The organism is Cereibacter ovatus, assembly GCF_900207575.1.
Lineage (GTDB): Bacteria > Pseudomonadota > Alphaproteobacteria > Rhodobacterales > Rhodobacteraceae > Cereibacter_A > Cereibacter_A ovatus.
The window spans coordinates 95,192-116,096 of record NZ_OAOQ01000008.1; the positions used below are offsets into that span (position 1 = coordinate 95,192).

Here is a 20,905-nt window from a genome sequence, read left to right on the forward strand (position 1 = left end):
AAGCAGCGTTGACTTGGCTTGGCGGACGGGCTGCGCCCATGACGCCACAGGCCGGCGAAGGATGAACGATGCCTTTATGATCGATGCCGGGCGCAGCGGCAATGCGTTTTCCCGGCTGGCCGGCCCGACGATCGCGGCGCGGTGCCGGCTACAGCAGGCCCAGATCGTGGGCGCGGGTCAGGATCGTTTCGGCCCGGGCGTCGAAACTGTCGGTTTCGCGCAGGGCGGTTGCGAAGGCGATACGTTCGGCCCGGCGGGGGGCGTCCTCAGCGCAGATGGCCGCGACCGCGGCGGCAAGATCGGCGGCGGTCTCGACACGGAACACGAAGGGCGCGAAAGCCGCGGGCAGATCGGCCACCGCGTCGCAGATCACCGGGGCCGCGCAGGCCAGCGCATCAAAGATCCGGTTCGACACGAAGCCCTGCCGCCGCATCGGGGCGGAATGATCGCAAAGCACCGCCCGCGCGCCGGCATAAAGCCGCCCAAGGTCGCTGTTGGCGACAACGGGCGCCACCACATGCGGGCGTTCATGCGCGGCGGTCCAGCCGCTGCCGTGGATGTCAAGCGCGATGCCCGCCGCCAGCGCCAGTTCCACCACCGGCCGGGGGTGGCCGAAATGGTTATTGCCGACAAAGACATGGATCTGGCCCGGGGGGGTGGGTCCGGGGGCCATGGTCTCGGCATCGAAGGCCTGCGGAAGGAAGGAACACGACAGGCCCGGCCGGTCACGGCGCAGCCTGCGCAGGAACGGCCGCGAGGCCGCGAACACATGGCCGTAGCGGCTGAAATTCTCGGGGTCGAAGCGTTTGCCGGGGTAGATATACCACATCAGCGCGGGAATTCCGTCGCGCGGCGGGTGGTAGTCGTGCCCCTGAAGCACGATGTCCAGCGCATCGTCGGCAGGCGCCGTGCCCCAGTCGGACATGCAGTCCACCCGCGCGGCAAATCCCTTGCGCTGAAACGCGCGGGCCAATGAGCGGGCGAAATGCGTATCGCCCCAGTTTTCCGCCTCGGCAGCCGAGGGGGTGCAGGCCTTGATCGCGATCCGCGGCCGCGTCTTTGGCCGCGCGGGCACTGCCGCCCGATCCGGCCGGAACGCGGCGGCCGGGGTCAGGTCGATCATCCGCCGAAAGCTCTCTTGCCCGAAAGTGTCCAGCGTCAGGGGGGCGAACTCTTGCTCGATCAGGGCCAGCCGGTCGGAAAGGATGGTGTTGGCCGGATCGAGGCCCTGCACCACAACCAGCCCGGTCGGCGCCAGATCAAGACAGCTTATCCGCAGATCCGGGCGATATTTGCGCAGGATCGCCACGACCTTCCAGACATCGCCCGTCCACATGCCGCCGTCGGCGCGGTCGCGAAGGGCCATCGTGGCATTGATGGGGACGCAATCATGCATCGCGATCACGCCATCCGGCGCCATGTGACGCTCGATATGGATGAAATCGCGCAGCAGCGCCTCGAACAGGTGCAGCCCGTCCAGAAACGCCAGATCGACCCGCCGGCCCAGCCGCTCAAGCATCCCCGAGGCGAAGAACGCATCGCTTGTGGTCTGGAACTGCAACAGCGCCGGCTTGTTGCGCGAGACATCGGCCTGAAGCCGGAACTGCGGATCGACCGCAATCGAAAAGCAGCGCGCAAAGGCAAGGCTGGCCCCGCTTTCGGTGCCGATCTCGAAATAGGTGTCGGGGCGCAGCTGTCGGTGCAGGTCGGGCAACCAGTCCAGATAATGCGTGGCCCCCATCTGCGGAAACCCCTCGGCCGAGGTCAGGCCACATTCGTCCCGCAGCTTGCGCCGTGTCCGGTTGGGGATCGTGTCCGGGTGTTGCATGCCTTCGCCCTTTGCCTGTGGTTGCCGTGCCGTGCAAGATGAACGCCAACGCCTTGCCAGATCATGCCCGGCGCGCGGCTGTCAAACGGGATCGGCACCCCGGTCAGGGGGATGGCGCAGGTTTTCGCCCCCCGGTCAGGGGCGCCGCGCGGGGTGATCGGGGGCGCGTGACACTGCGTCGTGGCCGGCCTGCGGCCTGCGGCCACTTTGGGCGTGTGGGATGTGCCATAGGCGGTATGACAATCCGCCAGCGTCCACCTTTGGCGAATTGACGGCAATCATTTCAAGGATGATAAATTAATACTTATTACTCCGGAGGTTTTGATATGAGAAGATATTTGCAATGTCTGATTTTCGCGGCCGTGATGGGCGCGTCGGGCGCCGCGCAGGCTGCCACGCAAGGCTGGGCGACCCTTACGCTTGAGTTGATCGGAGAGTCTTTTCTCGGTGTTCATGTGGATGTGGACACGAAGTCGCTGGATCAGGACGGGGAAATTCAGTGGTCCTATGAAAGTTATTACTATACCGAAATCACGCGCGAAGAAAACGTATTCAACCTGCGTGGCTTCATGACAGAGCATCCCTATGGATCTTTGTTCGAGGCGACCTTTTACTGGGAACCGATTTATCCGGAAGAAGATTATTATGAAACAGCATGCTTTTCTTCCGTGCGTGGTTTGTGCGGGGGGGGTGGCGAAGGGCACATCGATACGCCCGCGTTGGGTAAATCCCACTTTTTCGCCAACTACGACCTCGACAAAGTGATGGATGTTTCGTTCTATGTCGGCGGCACGATGAATTGGTCAGGCCTGTATTATCACGCGGGTACATGGTGGCAAGAGCCTGATGGCAAAGAGTATTACGTCAGCAATCTGGACTATGAACTGCAATTCCGCGTCGTTGGCATCACCGGATCGGAAAGCCTTCTGCCCAGCGAATCGTCCATTCCCCCGGTTCCCCTGCCTGCAAGCGCCGTTCTGCTGGGCGGCGGGCTTTTGTCCTTGCTGGGGCTTGGGCGGGGCCGGCGGGTGATCGCCGGCGCAAGGGGTGCCGTGGCGCGGCGCCGGATGTAACCGCAGACACGCCCGACGGGCAGCGCCGAACGCCGGCGGCAAGACCCGCCGGGCGATACGTTGGCGGCAAGGCCCGCGATGATCCGGGGGCGGGGCGGTGATGCCCCGCCTTTGCGCTTAGCGGGTCTTTTGGCGCTGCCCCTCGGCGCGGCAGATCGCGTCGGCCTCTGCGATGCTCATCCGGGCGGGGCGGTCGATGGCGCGATCCCAGGTCACAAGCTCTTTGGTGTAAAGCTGGCAGACCACCTTGCCCCGCGGGGTGTCGATGGTCACGGGCTCGGTCTCGTAGGTTTTCGGATCGATACTGCACCCGGCAACAACGGCAAGGGCGGCGGCGGCAACGGCAAAACGGATCATGGTTTCTGGCTCTTGGGCGACATGCCCGGGGACACGGCCAGTTGTGCCGCGATTGCGCCGCCGGTCAAGTCGGTTGATCGCCGGGGCACCGGAAGGGTGCCGTTTGGTCATCCGTCACGGGCGCGCGGTTCAGACTTTCCGGTGATTGAAATGAAAGGGAAGGCGGGTGACACTTTGCCTGCCGCGCTTGGGAGGGTGCGGCCAACCGGGAGGAATGACATGACGGCTTACCAGACCAAGGCGGCGTTGTCGCGCCGTTCGTTTCTGCGCACCGGCGCGTTGGCGGGGGGGGCTGCGGCACTGGCCGCGCCCGCCGTGCTGGCGCAGTCTCCGATCGTGATGAAGATGCAGACATCCTGGCCCGCCTCGGACATCTGGATGGAGTTTGCGAAGGAATATGTCACCCGGGTCGAGGAAATGTCGGGCGGGCGCATCCGGGTCGATCTGATGCCCGCGGGTGCGGTGGTCGGCGCCTTTCAGGTGATGGATGCGGTGCATGACGGGGTGATCGACGCCGCGCATTCGGTGTCGGCCTATTGGTATGGCAAGTCAAAGGCCGCGTCCTTTTTCGGCACCGGCCCGGTGTTCGGCGGATCGGCCACCACCATGCTGGGCTGGTTCTATCAGGGCGGCGGGGCCGAGCTTTACCGCGAACTGACCCAGGACATTCTGGGCATGAACATCGTGGGCTTTTACGGCTTTCCGATGCCCGCCCAGCCCTTTGGCTGGTTCAAGGGCGAGGTGAACGGCACGGCCGACATTCAGGGTTTCAAGTATCGCACCGTGGGTCTGGCGGCCGATCTGTTGCAGGCCATGGGCATGTCGGTGGCCCAGCTTCCTGGCGGCGAGATCGTCCCCGCGATGGAGCGCGGCGTGATCGATGCGTTCGAGTTCAACAACCCCTCGTCCGACCGCCGCTTCGGGGCGCAGGATGTGGCGAAGAACTATTACCTGTCATCCTACCATCAGGCGTCGGAAAGTTTCGAATTCACCTTCAACCGCGACTTTTACGAGGATCTGGCCCCCGATCTTCAGGCGATCCTGAAATATGCGGTCGAGGCCGCCTCGACCGCCAACACCGCCCATGCGCTGCGGCAGTATTCGGCCGATCTGGCCGGGCTTGCGGCCGAAGACGGCGTGACGGTGCGGCGGACGCCGAAAGAGATCCTTCAGGGCCAGCTTGCCGCCTGGGATGCGCTGATCGCCCAGCTCGAGGCCGACCCGTTCTCGAAAAAGGTTCTCGACAGTCAGCGCGCCTGGGTCGAGCAGGTCAGCTATTACGAGTTGATGAACGAGGCCGACCTGCGGCTGGCCTACGACCATTACTTCCCCGGCAAGCTTCAGGGCTGATCCCGCGGCGCCGACAGCCCTTGACCCCGGGGGGCGCACCCCCGGGGCCTTTCCCGCGGAGAGTTCGATGCCAACCTTCATCCGCTTTGCCGACCGCCTTTCGGCCGCCTTCGGTCATGTCTTCGCCTGGCTGATCGTGCTGATGACGCTGGGGGTCAGCTATGAGGTGCTTGTGCGCTATGCGTTCAACGCGCCCACGCCCTGGTCGCTGGATGTCTCGTTCATCATGTATGGCACGATGTTCATGATGGGGGGCGCCTATACGCTGTCGCGCAACGGCCATGTGCGCGGCGATTTCCTGTATCGGATGTGGCGGCCGCGAACGCAGGCGGCGGTGGATCTGGTGCTGTATATCCTGTTCTTCTTCCCCGGCATCACCGCGCTGATCTTTGCGGGGTGGAAATACGCATCCCGATCATGGGGCTACGCCGAGGTCAGCGTGAACAGCCCGGCCGGAATCCCGATCTATCAGTTCAAGGCGGTGCTGGTGGCGGCGGGAGTTCTGCTGTTCATTCAAGGGCTTGCGCAGGTTTGCCGCTGTATCCTGTGCCTGCGCGAAGGCTATTGGCGCCCCGCCGAAGCCGATGTCGAAGAAACCGAAGCCGCCCTTGTCCAGGATATCCGGGGCGACACCCCATGACCCCCCGCCCCATGACCCCCCGCCAGGAGACGGCCGCGTGACCGACCCCCAAATGGCCCTGATGATGCTGGGCATATTCATCGCATTGGTTTTCCTTGGCTTTCCCATTGCCTTTACGCTGATGGCCCTTGGCATCGGCTTTGGCTATTACGCCTATTTCGACCCCGGCCGGATGTGGCGTGCCTTCAACCGGCTGGGCGAGGATGCCGATGGCTGGACCCTTGTCACCACATGGCTGGAAGGGTTGTTCAACAACCGCATCTTCGATCTGTTCGTGAACCAGACCTACACGGTCATGGCGAACGAGATCCTGACCGCGGTGCCCTTGTTCCTGTTCATGGGCTATGTCGTTGAACGCGCAAACATCGTGAACCGGCTGTTCACCACGCTGAACATCGCATCAAGGAACATTCCCGGCTCGATGGGGGTGGCGGCGCTGGTGACCTGCGCGCTGTTTGCGACCGCAACCGGCATCGTGGGGGCGGTGGTGACGCTGATGGGGCTTCTTGCGCTGCCGGCGATGCTGCGGGCGCGCTATGACCCGTCCTTCGCTTCGGGGATCATCTGCGCGGGCGGAACGCTGGGTATCCTGATCCCGCCCTCGATCATGCTGATCGTTTACGCCGCGGCGTCGGGCGTGTCGATCGTGCGGCTTTACGCGGCGGCGCTGCTGCCGGGGCTGACGCTTGTCGGGCTGTATCTGGTCTATATCATCGCCCGGGCGATCCTTCAGCCCTCGGTCGCGCCGCGCCCGGCCAAGGGCGAGCTGCCCGAGGTGCCACGGCGGCAGCTTGTCGTGATGCTGCTGACCTCTTTCCTGCCGCTGGCGGTGCTGATCCTTGCGGTTCTGGGCTCGATCCTGTTCGGCCTTGCCACCCCGACCGAGGCCGCCGCCATCGGGGCGCTGGGGGGGATGGTGCTGGCGGTGATCTACCGCGCCATGTCCTTCGAACGCCTGCGCGAAAGCGTCTATCTGACCGTGCGCACCACCGCGATGGTGTGCTGGCTGTTTGTCGGCAGCTATACCTTTTCGGCGGTGTTTTCCTATCTGGGCGGCGAGCAGATGATCGCGGACTTTGTCGGCGGCCTGAACCTGACCCCCTTTCAGTTCCTGATCCTTGCGCAGCTTATCATCTTCCTGCTGGGCTGGCCGCTGGAATGGTCCGAGATCATCATCATCTTCGTGCCGATCTTCCTGCCGCTGCTGGCGATCTTCGACATCGACCCGCTGTTTTTCGGCGTGCTGGTGGCGCTGAACCTGCAAACCTCGTTCCTGACGCCACCCATGGCGATGTCGGCCTATTACCTGAAGGGGATCGCGCCGCCGCAGGTGAAGCTGACGCAGATCTTTGCCGGCTCGATGCCCTATGTCGGCATGGTGTTTCTCTGCATGGCGCTGATGTATGTCTTCCCGCAGATCGTCTTTTCCTTGCCGGAGTATTTCTATGGGACGCGCTGAGACGATGACGCCGATCCTGTCGCTGTCCGCGGTCGAGTTGCGCGACCGGCTGGCCAGCGGCGCGCTGCGGGCGGTGGAACTGGTCGAGGCCTGCCTGGCCCGGATCGAGGCGCAAGAGCCGCAGGTCCGCGCCTGGGCCTGGCACGACCCCGCCTTCGCGCTGGCGCAGGCGCGCGCGCTGGATGCGCGGCGGCAGTCGGGGGCGGCGACGGGGCCGCTGCACGGGCTGCCGGTGGGGCTGAAGGATGTGATCGACACCCGCGGCATCCCCAGCGAAAACGGCGTGGCGGCGGATGCGGGCCGGGTGCCCTCGGCCGATGCCACGGTGGTGGCGCGGCTGAAGGCGGCGGGGGCGATCATCATGGGCAAGACCGTGACCTGCGAGGCCGCGTTTCTTCAGCCCTCGGTCACGCGCAACCCGCATGATCCGGCGCGCACGCCGGGGGGGTCGTCCTCGGGGTCGGCCGCGGCGGTGGCGGCGGGAATGGTGCCGCTTGCGGTGGGCACGCAGACCGGCGGTTCGGTGATCCGGCCGGCGGCGTTCTGCGGGGTGGTGGGGTTCAAGCCCGGCTTCGGGCTGATCCCGCGCACCGGGGTTCTGATGCAGTCGCCCACGCTGGATACGCTGGGGGTGTTTGCGCGCACCGTCACCGATGCCGCCCTGCTGGCCGAGGCGCTGATGGGCCACGACCCCGCCGATCCCGCGACAGAGCCGCTTGCGGTGCCGCGCCTGCTGGCGGGGGCGCTTGCCGCGCCGCCGGTGCCGCCGGTTCTGGCCCTTGTGCGTCCGCCGGGCTGGCCGGATGCCACCCCCGAGATGCGCGCCGCGATGCAGGAACTGGCCGGCCGTCTTGGGCCGCAGTGCCTGCCGCTGGATCTGCCGCCCCTGTTTGCCGAGGCGGCGGCGCTGCGGCGCTGCATCAATCTGGCCGAGATGGCCCATTGCCATGCCGATCTGGACCGCCGCGCCGGCGACAGCCTGTCGCCCATCCTGCGCGCCGCGATTGCAGAGGGCCGCACGATCCCCGCCCCCGACTACTTGCGCGCGATCGAGGCCCGCGCCCGCCTGAACGAGGCGCTGGCGCCGATCTTTCACCGCTGCGACGCGATCCTGTGCCCCGCCGCCCCCGGCCCCGCCCCGGGGCGAGAGACGACGGGCGACGCGATCTTCAACGGGCTGTGGACGCTGTGCGGAACGCCCGCGATCACGCTGCCGGTGTTTCAGGACGAAGGCGGCCTGCCGATGGGGGCGCAACTTGTCGGGCCGCGCGGATCGGACGCGCGGCTGTTGCGGACGGCCAACTGGCTGGCCGGCCGTCTTGCTTCGGAAGGGGATGCGCCATGACCCGACGCCTGCTGCCGGCCCTTGCGCTGATCGTGCTGGCGGTGTTCCTTGGCATCCTTGTGATGAAGGTGCCAAGGTGGGATCTGGGCCTTGTGGTCGGCATCACCCTTGCCCTTGCGGCATGGGATCTGATCCGCGGCCCCGACAGCCACAAGCCCTAACGCGCCGCCCGCGCCGCCTGTTGCAACGCCAGAAAGGCGGCATAGCGCCGGTCGTGCAGCGCCTTCAACGCACCCTTGGCGGGTTCGTAGCTGTGCGCGTTGCGCGACAGGCGGCGCATGGCGGCGGTCATGTCGGGCTCGATCCCGGCCGCGACCGCGCCAAGAATGGCCGAGCCAAGCAGGACGGGTTCGGCCTCGGCACTGGCCAGAACGGGCAGGCCGGTGACATCGGCCAGAAGCTGGCGCACCACATCCGACTGCCCCGCCCCGCCGCTGATGACGATCCGTTCCACCGGCGCGCCGGCGCTGGCCTGTGTCTCGATGATCTGGCGCAGGCCGCAGGCGATGCCGCAGATCCCGGCAACATACAGTGCGACAAGGCTTTTCAGGTCACGCTCCATCCCCAGACCGGCGATGACGGCGCGGGCATGGGGGTCGGCAAAGGGCGCGCGATTGCCCAGAAATTCCGGCACCACATGCAGGCCATCGGCACGGGTTGCGACCTCGGACAGGCAGGAAAGTCCCTCGGCCGCCCATGTCGCCAGAAACCCCGGCAGCGATTGCCCCGTGGCACGGGCAGAGTCGGCGGCCTCGGCCGCGGCGGGGTGGAAGGACAAAAGCTGATCGATCGCGGCACCGGCGGCGGACTGGCCGCCCTCGTTCAGCCACATGCCGGGCACCATCGCGGACTGGTAAGGCCCCCAGACGCCCGGCACAAAGACCGGATCGCGCGTGGTGGTCATGGTGCAGGACGAGGTGCCAAAGACATAGGCCAGATCGCGTTCGGGCGCACCTTCGGCGCCCACGGTGCCCACGCCGCCGGCATGGGCATCGATCAGCCCCGCCCCGACCGGCGTTCCGGGGCAAAGGCCCAGATCCGCCGCCGCGGCCGCGGTCAGCCCCGCGCCCAGCGGGCATCCCGGTTCGACCACACGGGAACCGATGCGGGCAAAGCCCTCGTCGGCCAGCTCTCCCAGACCGATCTGGTGGAAATAATCGGCGTCCCAGCGCCCTTCATGCGCCAGATAGGTCCATTTGCAGGTGACCGTGCAGGTCGAGCGCGCCAGATCCCCCGTCGCCCGCCAGCCCAGCCAGTCGGCCAGATCGAAGAACTGCCACGCCGCGGCAAACACCGCGGGGCGGTTTTCGCGCAGCCACAACAGTTTCGGCGTCTCCATCTCGGGCGAGATGCGGCCGCCGACATAGCGCAGCACCGGATGGCCGGTGGCGTTGATGCGTTCGGCCTGATCGACGGCGCGGTGATCCATCCAGACGATGATATCGCGTGCGGGATCTTCGGACGGGCCAACGGGCAGCGGCGTGCCGCCCGTGCCCACCACCACCAGCGAACAGGTGGCGTCAAAGCCCACGCCGCGAACGGCCTCGGGCGGGCAGGCGGCCTTGGCCAGTGCGGCGCGGGTGGCGGTGCAGACCGCGGCCCAGATCTCGGCCGATTTCTGTTCGACGATGTGTCCGGACTCGCGATACAGGCCGAAATCGCATTTCGCGCTGGAAACCATCCGGCCGGCAAGGTCGAACAGACCCGCGCGGGCGCTGCCGGTGCCGACGTCGATGCCAAGAAGCAGGGGCTGGGCCTGGGTCATGGCAGCCTCAGAGATCGACGCTGTTGGGCAGGATCACGAGGTCGCGGATCACCACCCCCCGCGGGCGCGACAGCATGAACAGCACCGCCTCGGCCACCTCTTTCGGCTGCATGAGCGAGCCGTTGGCCAGCGCCTCATCCATCTTCGCCTTCGGCCAGTCGTCCAGCAGCGCCGTCACCACCGGCCCCGGCAGAACCGCCCCCACCCGCAGGCCATGCGGCGCCACCTGCCGGCGGGTGGAATGCACGAAGGCCTGCACCGCGAACTTGGACGCGGTGTAGATCGGCTCCCATACCACGGGCACCACACCCGCGACGGAACTGGTGAACAGGATGTCGCCGGTCTTGCGTTCGATCATGTAGGGCAGAACGGCATGAACCGATCGGAAGGCCGCGTTGATGTTCAGGTTCAGCATCCGGTCCCAGGCATCGGGATCGCCCTCGGCCACCGGCCCGCCGATATAGGCGCCGGCATTGGCGTGGAAAATGTCAAGCGAGCCGGCAAGCGCCAGAATCCGCGGCAGCATCCCCGACACCTGCGCCCCGTCAAGAAGATCGACGACCAGAGGCAGGGCGCGCGGCCCGATCTCGGCGCAAAGCGCGCGCAGCCGATCCTCGGCCCGGTCGATCAGCACCACCGTCGCCCCTTCGGCCACCAATGTGCGCGCACATTCCAGCCCGATCCCCGAGGCCGCGCCGGTGATGGCGGCAACCTTTCCCTGCATCAGATTTACCATGATGATGGTCCTTTCTTCAGGCGCGGCCGTGGCTGACCCGGCTTTGGCGGGCAAGCGAATCCACGATGACGGCAATGGCCAGCACGCCGCCGGTGATCATGTAGCGAAGCGACGACGACAGGTTCAGCAGCGTCAGCCCGTTCGAGATCGCCTGAATGACAAGGATCCCCAGCAGCGCCGAAAACGCGCTGCCCCGGCCGCCGAACAGGCTGGTGCCGCCGATGACCGCCGCCGCGATCGCGTTCAGGTTCACGTCGCCCGTGCCCGCCTGCTGGCTGGACGAGGCCAGCCGCGCCGCCGACAGGATGCCGCCAAGGGCCGCCAGCGTCGAACACAGCACAAAGGCCGACACATTCACCCGCCGCACGTTGATCCCCGACCGCCGCGCGGCTTCGGAATTGCCGCCGACGGCGAACATCGACCGGCCCCATTTGGTACGGGTCAGCGCGTAGTTCATCGCCAGAACCAGCGCCACGAACAGGCCGAACATCCACGGCACGCCCCGGCCAAGGTTCAGATACCAGACCGCAAACACCAGCGCCGCGGTCAGCAGCGCCGCCTTGACCAGCAGCACCGACAGGCCCGGCGTGGACAGGTTCGCCGCCTGACGCCGCGCCATGGTGCGCAGGCCCAGAACCACCAGCGCCACCCCCGGCAGCACCGCAAGCGTATAGGACAGCCAGTCGGGCATGACGTAGATCTGCCCGAACCGCACCAGCGCCGAGGAATAGGGCAGGTTGATCGACCCCGTCGGCCCCAGAATGTAAAGCTGCAACCCCAGCAGCGCCAGCAACCCCGACAGCGTCGAAACGAAACTGGGCATCCCGAAACGGTTCAGCAGCACGCCATAGGCCAGCCCCACCAGCGCCCCCGCCCCCAGTGCCGCCGCGATGGCCGCAGGCAAGGGCAGGCCAAAGTTGACCCACAACACCCCCAGCATCGCCGAGGCCAGACCGCTCATGGATCCCACCGACAGGTCGATCTGGCCCAGCATCAGCACGCAGACGATCCCAAGCGAGATGAAGCCCACCGTGGCCGCATCGAACAGCAGGTTCACAAGGTTGTTCGGCGCCAGAAACACCGGGTTCAGCGTGGAAAACACCGTCGAGATCACCACCAGCCCGACCACGACCGGCAACATCCCCAGATCGCCCGAGCGCACGCGATCGAAAAAGCCGCGCAGGGCGCCTGACAGCCCCTCGTCCCGGCGCAGACGGCTGTCGCCACGGTCGAGCGCCTCTTTGGAATCGGTCATTCGCGGACCTCCTGTTTCCGTGCCTGCCGGCGCGAGACGGAATTTTCGGTGGCGCCGGTGATGGCGGCCACAAGTTCATGGTTCGAGGTGTCGGCGGTGAAAATGCCGTTGTTGCGCCCAAGGCGCAGCACCACGATACGGTCGGCCACGGCGCGCACATCCTCCATGTTGTGGCTGATGATGATGACGCCAAGGCCACGGTCGCGGACACGCTCGATCAGGTTCAGAACCTCGGCGGTCTGGGCCACGCCAAGGGCGGCGGTCGGCTCGTCCAGCATGATGATCCGCGGGTCAAGCAGCAGCGACCGCGCAATGGCCACGGTCTGACGCTGCCCGCCCGAAAGCGAGGCGACGGGTTCGCGCACCGAAGGGATGCGGGCCGCCAGTTCGCGCAAAAGCGTCCAGGCGCGGACCTCCATCGCGACTTCATCCAGCCGCCACGGCGCCAGTTCGTGGCCAAGGAACAGGTTGGCCACCACATCCAGATTCTCGCACAGCGCCAGATCCTGGAACACCGTGGCAATCCCCAGTTCCAGTGCCGTGCTGGGGCTGTCCAGCGTCACCGGCCGGCCGCAGAATTCGACCGTGCCGGCGGTGGGCTGATGAACGCCCGCCAGCACCTTGACCAGCGTGGACTTGCCCGCGCCGTTGTCACCGACCAGCGCCACAACCTCGCCGGCGTGGATGTCCAGATCAATGTCGGCCAGCGCCGAAACCGCGCCGAACTGCTTGGATACGCCGCGAAGCCGCAGGATCGGCTCTCCGCGGGCGGGAAGATCGGGGATCATCGCGCTGCCCTTTGTGGAAGGGGCGCCCACCGGGGGGGCGGGCGCCCGTGTCGTTACTGGATGCCCAGCTTGGCGCAGGCCTCGGCATATTCGCCGGTGCAGACCTCGGCCGCGGTCTGGATGCCCTTGTCGAAGATCTCGGCCTTGATGTTCTCGGCCGTGACCACGGCGGGCACGAACAGTTCGGCCGGGGTGTCGTAAAGCGTGGTCACGGCCTCGGGGGTTTCGCCCTTCAGGAAGGTGACGACCACCTTTGCCGCGGCTTCGGCCACGATCTCGGACGGTTTCGAGATGGTGTTGTATTGATCGCCCGCGATGATCAGTTGCAGCGCGGCGATGGTGGCATCGTTGCCGGTCACCGGCGGAACCGGATCGACGCCGGCCGCCTTGAAGGCCGCGATCGCGCCGCCGCCCGTTCCGTCATTGGCCGCAACCACGCCCTTGATCTGGTCGCCAAAGCGCGTCACCTGACCCGAGGCCCATTCCTGCGCCTTCGGCGGCGCCCAGTCGGGGGTGTCGAACTCGGCCAGTGTGACATAGCCCGACGCATCCAGCGCCGCGTCGATCCCGTCGCGGATCAGGCCCGCGGCGGCATCGGTGGGCGATCCGTTGATCTGCAACACGCCCGCGCCCTCGGGCACGCCCGTGGCCTTCAGGTGATCGACCAGCGATTGCGCGATGGCCTGACCGATGCCCTTGTTGTCAAAGGACACATAGTAATCGGCGGCCTTGGCCGGGATCGGCCGGTCATAGGCGATCACCTTCACATCCTGCGCATGGGCGATCTCGACCATCGAGGCGGCGGCGGACGAATCCACCGGATCAAGCACGACGATCTTTGCGCCCTGCGCAATCACCGAGTTGAACTGCTGCTGTTGCAGCGCCACGTCGCCGTTGGCGTTCTGATAGATCACGGTGCAGTCGGGGCACAGCGCGCCCATCGACGTCTGAAAGCCGGGGAAGTCGTGTTCCTCGTAACGGGTGGATGCCTGATCGGGCATCAGGAAGGCCACGGTCGCGGCTTCCTGCGCAAGGGCGGCGCTGCCCAGAAGGGCGGCAAACAGGCCCAGGGCCGCAGCCGGGGCGTAAGGTCTGATGGTCATGTCTCTCCTCCACGAGATCCGGCGCCCCCGTCTGGCCCGGCGCAAGGGACGGCATCGCCCAAGACGGCCGGACGCAACCCGCGCCAGCCCCGCGCCCTGTGGCGCAGTCTTGTCCGAACCCCTCCCTTGGCGCCGTAACTGGCTGGCACCATCGATTGCGCATGTGTGCTCAATCGATATAGCATGATTGCGGCGGGTGCGTTACGATGTCAAGATACTCCGAAGGACAAGGAACAAGACCGCGTGACCGAAGACCCCATGTCCGAACCGGCCAGCCGCACTTCCGCCCGGCGGACGACGATCTATGATCTGGCGGCGCTGGCGGGAACCTCGGCCAGCGCGGTCAGCGCGGTGCTGAACGGAACGTGGAAAAAGCGCCGGATCAGCGCAAGGCTGGCCGAAAAGATCCTGCATCTGGCCGCGGAACAGGGCTATTCGGTCAACCTTCAGGCCAGCGTCCTGCGGCGGGAAAAGTCGAACATCATCGGCATGATCATGCCCAAATACGACAACCGCTACTTCGGTGCGATCGCCGAGGAATTCGAGATCCGCGCCCGTGCCCGCGGCCTGTTTCCCGTCATCACCTGCACCCGCCGCGACCCCGATCTGGAATTCGAGGCCGCCCGAGAGATGGTGTCGTATCAGGCCGAACACATCGTTGCGACCGGCGCCACCGACCCCGACCGCATCGCTGACTTCTGCCGCGCGGCGGGGGTGGCCTCGATCAATCTGGACCTGCCGGGGGCGGCGGCGCCGTCAGTGGTGTCGGACAATTTCGGCGGATCGCGCGATCTGGCGCGGCTGATGCTGAACCGGCGCCGGGGGCCGCTGCTGTTCATCGGCGGCCGCCCCACCGACCACAACACCGCCGAGCGGATCCGCGGCTTTCGCGCCGCCCATGCCGAACGCGGGATCGATCTGCCCGAAAGTGCCATCCTTGCCTGTGGCTATGCCGCCGAAAAGGCGGAACGCGCGCTGGCGGCGCGGGGCGGGCCGCTGCCGGCGGGGCTGTTTGTCAATTCCACCATCACGCTGGAAGGGGTGGTGCGTTGGCTGCGGCGGACGGCGCCCGACTCGACAACCGAGATCGGCGCCTTCGACTGGGATCCGTTCGCGGCGCTGTTGTCGGATGTGGTGGCGATGGTCGAACAGGATGTGACGCGGATGCTGGACGAGGTGTTCCGCCTGATCGATGCCGCCCCCGATCCGGCCTTGCGGATCGAGGTTCCCACGATCCTGCGCGCCCGCCCCTGACGGAAGCGTGACTGTTCAGGTGGGAACAGTTGCTGTTCGCGCGGTGCGATTGTGCGAAGGTGCCTTTACGGCGCACCTTCTGTCACAGAAAACCAGCCCGGAGAGTTCCCATGAAACGCATCCTTCTTGCCTCTGCCCTTGCGCTTGCCGCCCCCGCCGCCATGGCCGCGCCGCAGGCCTATACGCTTGACCCCAGCCACAGCCAGATCGTCTTCACCTACAACCACCTTGGGTTTTCCACCGGGATGGGCATGTTTTCCGGCTTTGAAGGCCAGATCAGCTTTGACGAGGCCGACCCGGCGGCGTCCTCGGTCACGGTCTCGTTCCCGGTGCGCACGATGCTGACCGGCTGGCAGGCGCGCTTTGATCACTTCATGTCGCCCGATTTCTTCGACGCCTCCGAGGATGAGATGGTGACCTTCGCCTCGACCGCCATCGAGGTGACCGGCACCGATACCGCGAAGATCACCGGCGATCTGACCCTGAACGGGGTGACAAAGCCCGTGGTTCTGGATGCCAGGCTGAACCAGAAGGGGATGCATCCGATGGAAAACAAGCCCTGGGCCGGGTTTGACGCGACCACCACGCTGAAGCGGTCGGATTACAACCTTGGCCAGTTTGCGCCCTATGTCTCGGACGAGGTCGAGCTGCGGATCTCGATCGAGGCAAAGCAGGCCGAGTGACGCCCGCCCACTGACCGCAGGGGCCGCCGGTTGATCCGGCGGCCCCTTTTGTCTGGGGCCTGCACGCCCGCCGATCAATCGGCCCTTTGTGCCGTCAGCACCACCTTCACCCCGACCGCATGGCCCACCGACGCCTCGTCGGGATAGCTTTTGCCCATGCCGAAGTCGCGCCGGTCCAGTTGCAGCGCCCCTTCCATCCGCGCGACATCGCCCTCGATTACAAGGCGGAAGGGCAGCGCAACCGGCACCTCGACCCCGCGCAGCGTCAGCCTGCCGCGCGCCACATAATCCGCGCCCTCGGGCAGAATGTCAGCGGTGAAGGTGGCGGTGGGATGGGCGGCGCTGTCGAAGAATTCGGGCGCCTTTGCCTGTTCGCTGACGGAGCCAAGCGTCAGGGTTTCGGTCGCGATCGTCACCGTCACCTCGCCGTGGCGGCCCTCGACCGGGGTCTGGTCAAAGCGGATCGCGGCGGTCCAGTCGGGGAAGCGGCCTTCGACCTCGCTGCCCATCTGGCGCAGGGTGAAGGTCAGCGCGCCGTCGGTGACCTGCCAGCCCGAGGCGACGGGGGCAAGGGCAGGGGCCGCGGACTTTCCGGCCGGCATCAGGGCCAGGGCACCGCCTGCCGCGATGGCATAGATCGCCAGTGCGGCCAGCGCCGGCCCGCGGTGACGCGCACCCGCGCCGCGGCCTGCGGCCTTGCCGCGGGTCATCCGCGCCAGCGTGTCGTCGCGGTCAACCAGCGCATGTTTCAGCGCGCCGGCCACATGCAGCGCGATCGCCCCGATCATGATCCAGGCGAACGTGCGGTGCAAAAGGCCCGCAGTCTCGGCCAGGGTGGCGGATTTCGGCACGAAGGGCAGCGACTGGCCAAAGGGCCACAGGATCGGCGCAAAGCCGGTGGCGGCGGAATGTTCGATCCATCCCGCCAGCGGCACCGAGATCAGCGACAGGTAAAGCGCGCCATGCACCAGGGCCGCGGCCGCGGTCTCCAGCCGGCGTTGGGGGTGAAGCGGCACGGGTCTGGGTTGCAGGGCTGCCCACAGGATGCGGATCAGCGCAAGCACAAGCAGCGCGACCCCAAGGCTTTTGTGCAGCGAAAAGACCCAGGCCTTTCCGGCCAGCGCCTCGGCGGTATCGAAAGGCAATCTGCGCGCGATCAGGCCAAGCGTGATCGCGGTCAGGATTGCCAGCGCCATCAGCCAGTGCAGCGTGCGTTCGACCGCGCCGTAGCTTTGGGGGGTGTTGGTCAGGGCCATGGAAGTCTCCTTTCAGGGCGGACCCTAACCCGCAGCCGAGCACCCCGAAACACAGGCCGCCGCACAAAGGCTGTGCGGCCGTGGCCTGCGCCCGTCAGGTCTGGTCGGGCTGCTGTTCGGCCGTCTTGCCGGTTGCGGGTTTGCGGCGGCGGGGCTTCGGGCTGGCGGTTGCCGCCTCTGCCCCGGTGTCATCGGGTGTTTTCCTTGCGCGGGCTGGCTTTTTCGGCTCGGCCGGGGTTTTGGTCCTGGCTGTCCGGGCTGCGGACCCTGCGGCTTCTGGCGGGGTGGTGTCGCTGTGCGTGGTGGTGGCGTCCTCGGCGGCAATCGCGGCTTCGGCCCGCAGCCAGTGGTCTTCGTGGCGCCCCTCGGGGTGGCCTTCGGACACCCAGAGATGATGGGCATGGCGTCGGATGCGGGCTTCGCGTTCTTGCGTCATCGGGAACCTCTTTGCTTGGCGGGCGACGGCCGGGCCGCCGCGGGATGGCCGCAGGATAGGCCCGCGGGGCCGCTGCTGCCAAGCCGAAGGCGGTGTCGCGGCCCGTTTGCGGATGGCCGGCCGCGGCTTTGCCTGTCGATCCGGCATCGCGGTCAGGTGGTGGGCCGGGCGTCGGCCGGCCCACCGGCCAGGATCAGGCGGCGTCGGTGCGGCGGAACCCGTCGTCGAGCGAATCCCCGTCAGAGGTATCCGCCAGATCGAAGGCAAAGCCACCTTTCGTCAGCGGCGCCTTCGTGCGGGATGCAAGCGCCTTTGGCGCCGCGCTGGCCGCCGGCGTCGGTCGCCGCGCGGGTGAGGGTGCCGTGGTGGTGGTGGGGCGGGGCGTCTCGGCCGGGGCGGTGCCCAGCCGGAAATAGCCGACCGCGCGTTCCAACCCTTCGGCCTGACCCGACAATGTCTCGGACCCGGCCGCCAGTTCGCCTGCCGCCGAGGTCGCCTGCTGCGTCACGGTGTCAAGCTGCTGGATCGCCATCGAAACCTGCTGCGCACCCAGCGAAAGTTCGCGCGAGGTGACCGAGATCCCGCTGACCAGCGCCGAGGTCGATTCGATCTCGGGGACCAGATGCGTCAGCATCTCGCCGGCCGCGCTGGCGGTGCGCACCGTGCGCGCCGACAGATCCGAGATTTCGGCCGCCGCCTGCTGGCTGCGTTCGGCCAGTTTGCGCACCTCGGAGGCCACAACGGCGAAACCGCGGCCATGCTCGCCCGCCCGCGCCGCCTCGACCGCGGCATTCAGCGCCAGAAGATCGGTCTGGCGGGCGATTTCCTGCACCACCATGATCCGGTCGGCGATGGCCTGCATCGCAGAGACCGCCTCCGCCACGGCCTGACCCGAGGCACGGGCGTTTTCGGCCGATCTGCGGGCCATCACTTCGGTGCTGGCGGCGTTTTCGGCGCTTTGGCGGATGTTGGCAGCCATCTGTTCCACCGAGGCCGAGGCCTGTTCGGTCGCCGCCGCCTGTTCCTGCGCGCCTTGCGACAGTTCTTCCGAGGTGCTGGCCATGCCGGCACTGCCCCGACCCACGTCGCGCGCTGACGCGCCGACCGTGCTGACAACCTCGCGCAGTTTCAGCACCATCGCGTTGTTGCTGCGCAGAAGGTCGCCGATCTCATCGCGAGAGGTGACGGTGGCGGTGTGGCTTAGATCGCCCTCGGCCACGCGGCGCGACAGATCCAGCGCCTGCGCCAGCCCGCGGCCGATGGCGCGGACGATCCAGATCGCCGCCCCGCCGCCCAGAAGAAAGGCAATCGCCATCGCCCCCGTCAACTGGGCCAGCGCGCTGTCATGCAGGCTTTGTGCCGCGGCGTTGGCCTCGGACACATGCTGGATCTGGGCGTCGCGGATCTGGCGCACGATGGTCATGCGATCGACAAGGGCGCGCTGCGCGTCGGGATCGTTCAGCAGCCGGGTTGCCGCGGCGGTATCGCCTTGTTTCGACAGCGCAAGAACCGTGTCGGTCACCTTGCGCGCTTCGGTATTGGCGGCGCCATAGCGGGCCAGCAGCGCCTTGTCATCGGGCTGCGTGGCCAGGTTTTCCAGATCGGCCACCGAATTGGCCCGCGCCTTGCGGGCCTGGGCAAGGTCGTCTTCGTGCAGTTTTCTGGCCGATTCGTCGGGTGCGAGCACATGGTCGCGCAGTGCCGCGGCGGCGTGTTCCTGTTCGGTCGCGATACGTTCGGCCAGCAGCGCCATGCGGAATTCGACCTTGGTCAGTTGGCCGATCCGGTCGCTGAGATCGTTCATGCGCTGGATCGAAAAGCCCACGGCCAGTGCAAACAGCAGGAAAACAAAGCCGAATGCAGCGATGAGCTTCAGTTTGATCGACATCGGAAGGTTCCTTCACTCGGAAAGGATCGTGTTGGCCCGGCGCGGCAAGGCGGACACCGGACCGGGCAAAGCACATGTGACAGGGGAGGGTTCTGCATCGGGCGCAGGTGTCCCCATGTGCCTTTCATGCGCCCCGAGGTTTAACAAATCCTCACGGCGACAGGGATTCGGGTGGGCTTTTGCGTCGCAGGGCCTGCGTCAGCCGGCCGGGCTTTCGGCGCGATCCAGCGCGGCCGCGATCTGTGCGCGTTCATCCGCGGCTGCGGCGGCCAGCACCCGCCGCAGCCGGTGCCGCCCATAGCCGCGCGACGGATCTGCAATCCGGTCAAGGACTTGCGCCAAGGGCAGCACGGGGTGATGGGCGCCTTCGGGGCGCGTGCGCAGCAGGGCTTCGCGCAGCAGGGGGGGGTTGGTGGCGAAGGTCCGGGGGCGGAAATCGCGGGGCAGGGCGCGGGCAAGATCAAGCGCCGTCGCCGGGTGGCGAAGGGCGGCGCCGGCCAGAACCGCCTCGTCGTTCAGCCGTCGCAGGCCAAGGGCAAGCGCCTGTTGCCGAATTCCGGCCATCCGGTCGATCAGCGCGGCCGTGGCGAACACTACCGGAAACAGGCACCCCGCCCGCGGATCAAGCCCAAGCCGGTCCAGCCCGCGCGAATATTTCGGCGCCTCGTCATGCAGGCCAAGCCGCACGGCGCCGGCCTCGGCCGCGGGGTGGCGGGCCAGATCGACCAGCCGCCGCAGCGCCTGCCCAAGGAAAAGCACGTCGTTTTCGATCAGAAGGTGGCGGTCGGCCTTGGGCAGCGCGTTGCGCGCCAGATACAGGCACAGGTCGCCGCAGCGCCACGCCCAATCATCGGGCAAGCCGGCAAAGCCCAGACCGGCCAGCCGGTCGCGGGTCAGGGCCAGGGTCGCAAAGCCGTCCTGTTCGGCATCGGCGCGGGCCTCGTTCACCACCAGAACCGGGCTGATCCCGGTGTCGTCCCGGATCACGCGGGCAAGGTCACGCTCGATCGGGCCGACCGTGCGGCACCTGACAAGGATTGCGGTTTTATCCATCGGCAACCCTGGCCTGGCCCGTGCTGCCGGCCAAGATCCCCCGGCAGGCAGGCGCCATCAGCCGCCCACGCCGGGCCGCGCGGCCGCGCTGCTGCCAAAGCCCCCGCGCGAGGCGACGGTGGCGGCGGTCATCGGCGCCTTGCCCATCGTGGTCGGCGGCTTGGTGAACTGGCTGGCATCCATCCGGCCCTTGCCGGAATTGCTGGAAAGGGTGCTGCTGCCGGTCGCATTGGTGAACCGCCCGTCCGAGGTGCGGTAAAGCGGCTGTGACCGCGCCATGCCGCCGCCCAACATGCTGCCGATCAGATAGCCGGTCAGCAGCGGCATGAAGATGCTGCCCAGCCCGCTGCCGCCGGTGGCCTCTTGTTCGTTGCCGCAGTTGCCGGCGCCGTGCTGTTCCTCGCAGACCTGAAGGCTGTCATAGCGCGGCGCGGATTCGACATGCAGCGCCTGTGCTTCCGCAAAGGCCGCGTCGCATTCGGCGGTCGAGATCCGCCCGCCGGCCTCGGCCACCTGACGGCAGGACTCGAGGCTGGGAAAGGCTTCGGCATCCACCTGTTCCTCGCGGCAGCCGGCCAGCGCGAAGGCACTGGCCCCAAGGATGGCAAGCACCGCGGTTCTTGAACGCTGTCTCAT

At 67.0% G+C, this 20,905-nt stretch carries 20 protein-coding genes; 8 read left to right on the top strand and 12 right to left on the bottom strand.

Going from position 1 to position 20,905, the window contains the following annotated elements; translation table 11 throughout:
• Positions 1-148 precede the first annotated feature (148 nt).
• Positions 149-1,828 carry a glycosyltransferase family protein gene (locus CRO07_RS10555; protein WP_097030658.1) on the bottom strand — a complete coding sequence of 560 codons (1,680 nt, stop codon included), beginning with the start codon at positions 1,826-1,828 and terminating at the stop codon, positions 149-151.
• Between the two features lie 326 nt (positions 1,829-2,154).
• On the opposite strand from CRO07_RS10555, the gene CRO07_RS10560 reads away from it, so the two are divergent.
• A complete protein-coding gene (locus CRO07_RS10560; RefSeq protein ID WP_097030659.1) occupies positions 2,155-2,901 on the top strand; it encodes a hypothetical protein in 747 nt (248 codons plus the stop codon).
• 117 nt (positions 2,902-3,018) lie between these two features.
• On the opposite strand, the gene CRO07_RS10565 is transcribed toward CRO07_RS10560, so the two are convergent.
• Positions 3,019-3,258 (bottom strand): hypothetical protein, encoded by a 240-nt coding sequence (locus CRO07_RS10565; protein ID WP_097030660.1) that lies wholly within the window; start codon positions 3,256-3,258, stop codon positions 3,019-3,021.
• Positions 3,259-3,477: 219 nt separating this feature from the next.
• Between CRO07_RS10565 and CRO07_RS10570 the strand changes: the two genes are divergently transcribed.
• The 5 genes from CRO07_RS10570 to CRO07_RS10590 all read left to right on the top strand — a co-directional run bounded on the left by CRO07_RS10570 (position 3,478) and on the right by CRO07_RS10590 (position 8,213).
• Positions 3,478-4,608 (top strand): TRAP transporter substrate-binding protein, encoded by a 1,131-nt coding sequence (locus tag CRO07_RS10570; protein ID WP_097030661.1) that lies wholly within the window; start codon positions 3,478-3,480, stop codon positions 4,606-4,608.
• Positions 4,609-4,675: 67 nt separating this feature from the next.
• Positions 4,676-5,248: a TRAP transporter small permease subunit gene (locus CRO07_RS10575; protein ID WP_097030662.1), complete on the top strand. Its 573-nt coding sequence runs from the start codon at positions 4,676-4,678 to the stop codon at positions 5,246-5,248.
• 37 nt (positions 5,249-5,285) lie between these two features.
• On the top strand, positions 5,286-6,707 hold the full coding sequence (locus CRO07_RS10580) for a TRAP transporter large permease (RefSeq protein WP_097030663.1): 1,422 nt from the start codon (positions 5,286-5,288) through the stop codon (positions 6,705-6,707).
• A complete protein-coding gene (locus CRO07_RS10585; protein WP_097030664.1) occupies positions 6,694-8,052 on the top strand; it encodes an amidase in 1,359 nt (452 codons plus the stop codon). Before CRO07_RS10580 ends, CRO07_RS10585 begins: the two co-directional genes overlap by 14 nt.
• Positions 8,049-8,213: a hypothetical protein gene (locus tag CRO07_RS10590; protein ID WP_097030665.1), complete on the top strand. Its 165-nt coding sequence runs from the start codon at positions 8,049-8,051 to the stop codon at positions 8,211-8,213. The genes CRO07_RS10585 and CRO07_RS10590 overlap by 4 nt, the downstream gene beginning before the upstream one ends.
• On the opposite strand, the gene CRO07_RS10595 is transcribed toward CRO07_RS10590, so the two are convergent.
• From CRO07_RS10595 to CRO07_RS10615, 5 genes are read right to left on the bottom strand one after another with little or no spacing between them, the layout of a single operon-like run.
• Positions 8,210-9,817, bottom strand: coding sequence for an FGGY-family carbohydrate kinase (locus CRO07_RS10595; RefSeq protein ID WP_097030666.1), 1,608 nt, complete (start codon positions 9,815-9,817; stop codon positions 8,210-8,212). The genes CRO07_RS10590 and CRO07_RS10595 overlap by 4 nt on opposite strands.
• A gap of 7 nt (positions 9,818-9,824) precedes the next feature.
• On the bottom strand, positions 9,825-10,553 hold the full coding sequence (locus CRO07_RS10600) for an SDR family oxidoreductase (protein ID WP_097030667.1): 729 nt from the start codon (positions 10,551-10,553) through the stop codon (positions 9,825-9,827).
• Between the two features lie 16 nt (positions 10,554-10,569).
• Positions 10,570-11,808 carry a sugar ABC transporter permease gene (locus CRO07_RS10605; RefSeq protein ID WP_097030668.1) on the bottom strand — a complete coding sequence of 413 codons (1,239 nt, stop codon included), beginning with the start codon at positions 11,806-11,808 and terminating at the stop codon, positions 10,570-10,572.
• Entirely contained in the window at positions 11,805-12,596 is a 792-nt protein-coding gene (locus CRO07_RS10610; RefSeq protein ID WP_097030669.1) for an ATP-binding cassette domain-containing protein, read from the bottom strand. Before CRO07_RS10610 ends, CRO07_RS10605 begins: the two co-directional genes overlap by 4 nt.
• 53 nt (positions 12,597-12,649) lie before the next feature.
• Positions 12,650-13,699 (bottom strand): ABC transporter substrate-binding protein, encoded by a 1,050-nt coding sequence (locus CRO07_RS10615; RefSeq protein ID WP_097030670.1) that lies wholly within the window; start codon positions 13,697-13,699, stop codon positions 12,650-12,652.
• Between the two features lie 258 nt (positions 13,700-13,957).
• Between CRO07_RS10615 and CRO07_RS10620 the strand changes: the two genes are divergently transcribed.
• A complete protein-coding gene (locus tag CRO07_RS10620; protein ID WP_097030671.1) occupies positions 13,958-14,953 on the top strand; it encodes a substrate-binding domain-containing protein in 996 nt (331 codons plus the stop codon).
• A 110-nt stretch (positions 14,954-15,063) separates the two neighbouring features.
• Positions 15,064-15,636 carry a YceI family protein gene (locus CRO07_RS10625; RefSeq protein ID WP_097030672.1) on the top strand — a complete coding sequence of 191 codons (573 nt, stop codon included), beginning with the start codon at positions 15,064-15,066 and terminating at the stop codon, positions 15,634-15,636.
• A 74-nt stretch (positions 15,637-15,710) separates the two neighbouring features.
• Here the strand turns inward: CRO07_RS10625 and CRO07_RS10630 are convergent, their stop codons facing one another.
• The 5 genes from CRO07_RS10630 to CRO07_RS10650 all read right to left on the bottom strand — a co-directional run bounded on the left by CRO07_RS10630 (position 15,711) and on the right by CRO07_RS10650 (position 20,905).
• Positions 15,711-16,892 carry a cytochrome b/b6 domain-containing protein gene (locus CRO07_RS10630; protein ID WP_097030673.1) on the bottom strand — a complete coding sequence of 394 codons (1,182 nt, stop codon included), beginning with the start codon at positions 16,890-16,892 and terminating at the stop codon, positions 15,711-15,713.
• Positions 16,893-16,986: 94 nt separating this feature from the next.
• Entirely contained in the window at positions 16,987-17,328 is a 342-nt protein-coding gene (locus tag CRO07_RS10635; RefSeq protein ID WP_097030674.1) for a DUF2934 domain-containing protein, read from the bottom strand.
• 193 nt (positions 17,329-17,521) lie between these two features.
• Positions 17,522-19,216: a methyl-accepting chemotaxis protein gene (locus CRO07_RS10640; protein WP_097030675.1), complete on the bottom strand. Its 1,695-nt coding sequence runs from the start codon at positions 19,214-19,216 to the stop codon at positions 17,522-17,524.
• Positions 19,217-19,414: 198 nt separating this feature from the next.
• Positions 19,415-20,269 carry a hypothetical protein gene (locus CRO07_RS10645; RefSeq protein WP_097030676.1) on the bottom strand — a complete coding sequence of 285 codons (855 nt, stop codon included), beginning with the start codon at positions 20,267-20,269 and terminating at the stop codon, positions 19,415-19,417.
• A gap of 57 nt (positions 20,270-20,326) precedes the next feature.
• Complete coding sequence (locus CRO07_RS10650; RefSeq protein ID WP_097030677.1) at positions 20,327-20,905, bottom strand: DUF1190 domain-containing protein; 579 nt, start codon at positions 20,903-20,905, stop codon at positions 20,327-20,329.

Bases quoted from the DNA above. Each gene is read 5' to 3' on its own strand.
- CRO07_RS10635 (WP_097030674.1), bottom strand. From the start codon at position 17,328: ATGACGCAAGAACGCGAAGCCCGCATCCGACGCCATGCCCATCATCTC.
- CRO07_RS10615 (WP_097030670.1), bottom strand. From the start codon at position 13,699: ATGACCATCAGACCTTACGCCCCGGCTGCGGCCCTGGGCCTGTTTGCC.
- CRO07_RS10640 (WP_097030675.1), bottom strand. From the start codon at position 19,216: ATGTCGATCAAACTGAAGCTCATCGCTGCATTCGGCTTTGTTTTCCTG.
- CRO07_RS10590 (WP_097030665.1), top strand. From the start codon at position 8,049: ATGACCCGACGCCTGCTGCCGGCCCTTGCGCTGATCGTGCTGGCGGTG.
- CRO07_RS10565 (WP_097030660.1), bottom strand. From the start codon at position 3,258: ATGATCCGTTTTGCCGTTGCCGCCGCCGCCCTTGCCGTTGTTGCCGGG.
- CRO07_RS10650 (WP_097030677.1), bottom strand. From the start codon at position 20,905: ATGAGACAGCGTTCAAGAACCGCGGTGCTTGCCATCCTTGGGGCCAGT.
- CRO07_RS10585 (WP_097030664.1), top strand. From the start codon at position 6,694: ATGGGACGCGCTGAGACGATGACGCCGATCCTGTCGCTGTCCGCGGTC.
- CRO07_RS10575 (WP_097030662.1), top strand. From the start codon at position 4,676: ATGCCAACCTTCATCCGCTTTGCCGACCGCCTTTCGGCCGCCTTCGGT.
- CRO07_RS10610 (WP_097030669.1), bottom strand. From the start codon at position 12,596: ATGATCCCCGATCTTCCCGCCCGCGGAGAGCCGATCCTGCGGCTTCGC.
- CRO07_RS10645 (WP_097030676.1), bottom strand. From the start codon at position 20,269: ATGGATAAAACCGCAATCCTTGTCAGGTGCCGCACGGTCGGCCCGATC.
- CRO07_RS10605 (WP_097030668.1), bottom strand. From the start codon at position 11,808: ATGACCGATTCCAAAGAGGCGCTCGACCGTGGCGACAGCCGTCTGCGC.
- CRO07_RS10625 (WP_097030672.1), top strand. From the start codon at position 15,064: ATGAAACGCATCCTTCTTGCCTCTGCCCTTGCGCTTGCCGCCCCCGCC.
- CRO07_RS10570 (WP_097030661.1), top strand. From the start codon at position 3,478: ATGACGGCTTACCAGACCAAGGCGGCGTTGTCGCGCCGTTCGTTTCTG.
- CRO07_RS10555 (WP_097030658.1), bottom strand. From the start codon at position 1,828: ATGCAACACCCGGACACGATCCCCAACCGGACACGGCGCAAGCTGCGG.
- CRO07_RS10560 (WP_097030659.1), top strand. From the start codon at position 2,155: ATGAGAAGATATTTGCAATGTCTGATTTTCGCGGCCGTGATGGGCGCG.
- CRO07_RS10620 (WP_097030671.1), top strand. From the start codon at position 13,958: ATGTCCGAACCGGCCAGCCGCACTTCCGCCCGGCGGACGACGATCTAT.
- CRO07_RS10595 (WP_097030666.1), bottom strand. From the start codon at position 9,817: ATGACCCAGGCCCAGCCCCTGCTTCTTGGCATCGACGTCGGCACCGGC.
- CRO07_RS10630 (WP_097030673.1), bottom strand. From the start codon at position 16,892: ATGGCCCTGACCAACACCCCCCAAAGCTACGGCGCGGTCGAACGCACG.
- CRO07_RS10600 (WP_097030667.1), bottom strand. From the start codon at position 10,553: ATGGTAAATCTGATGCAGGGAAAGGTTGCCGCCATCACCGGCGCGGCC.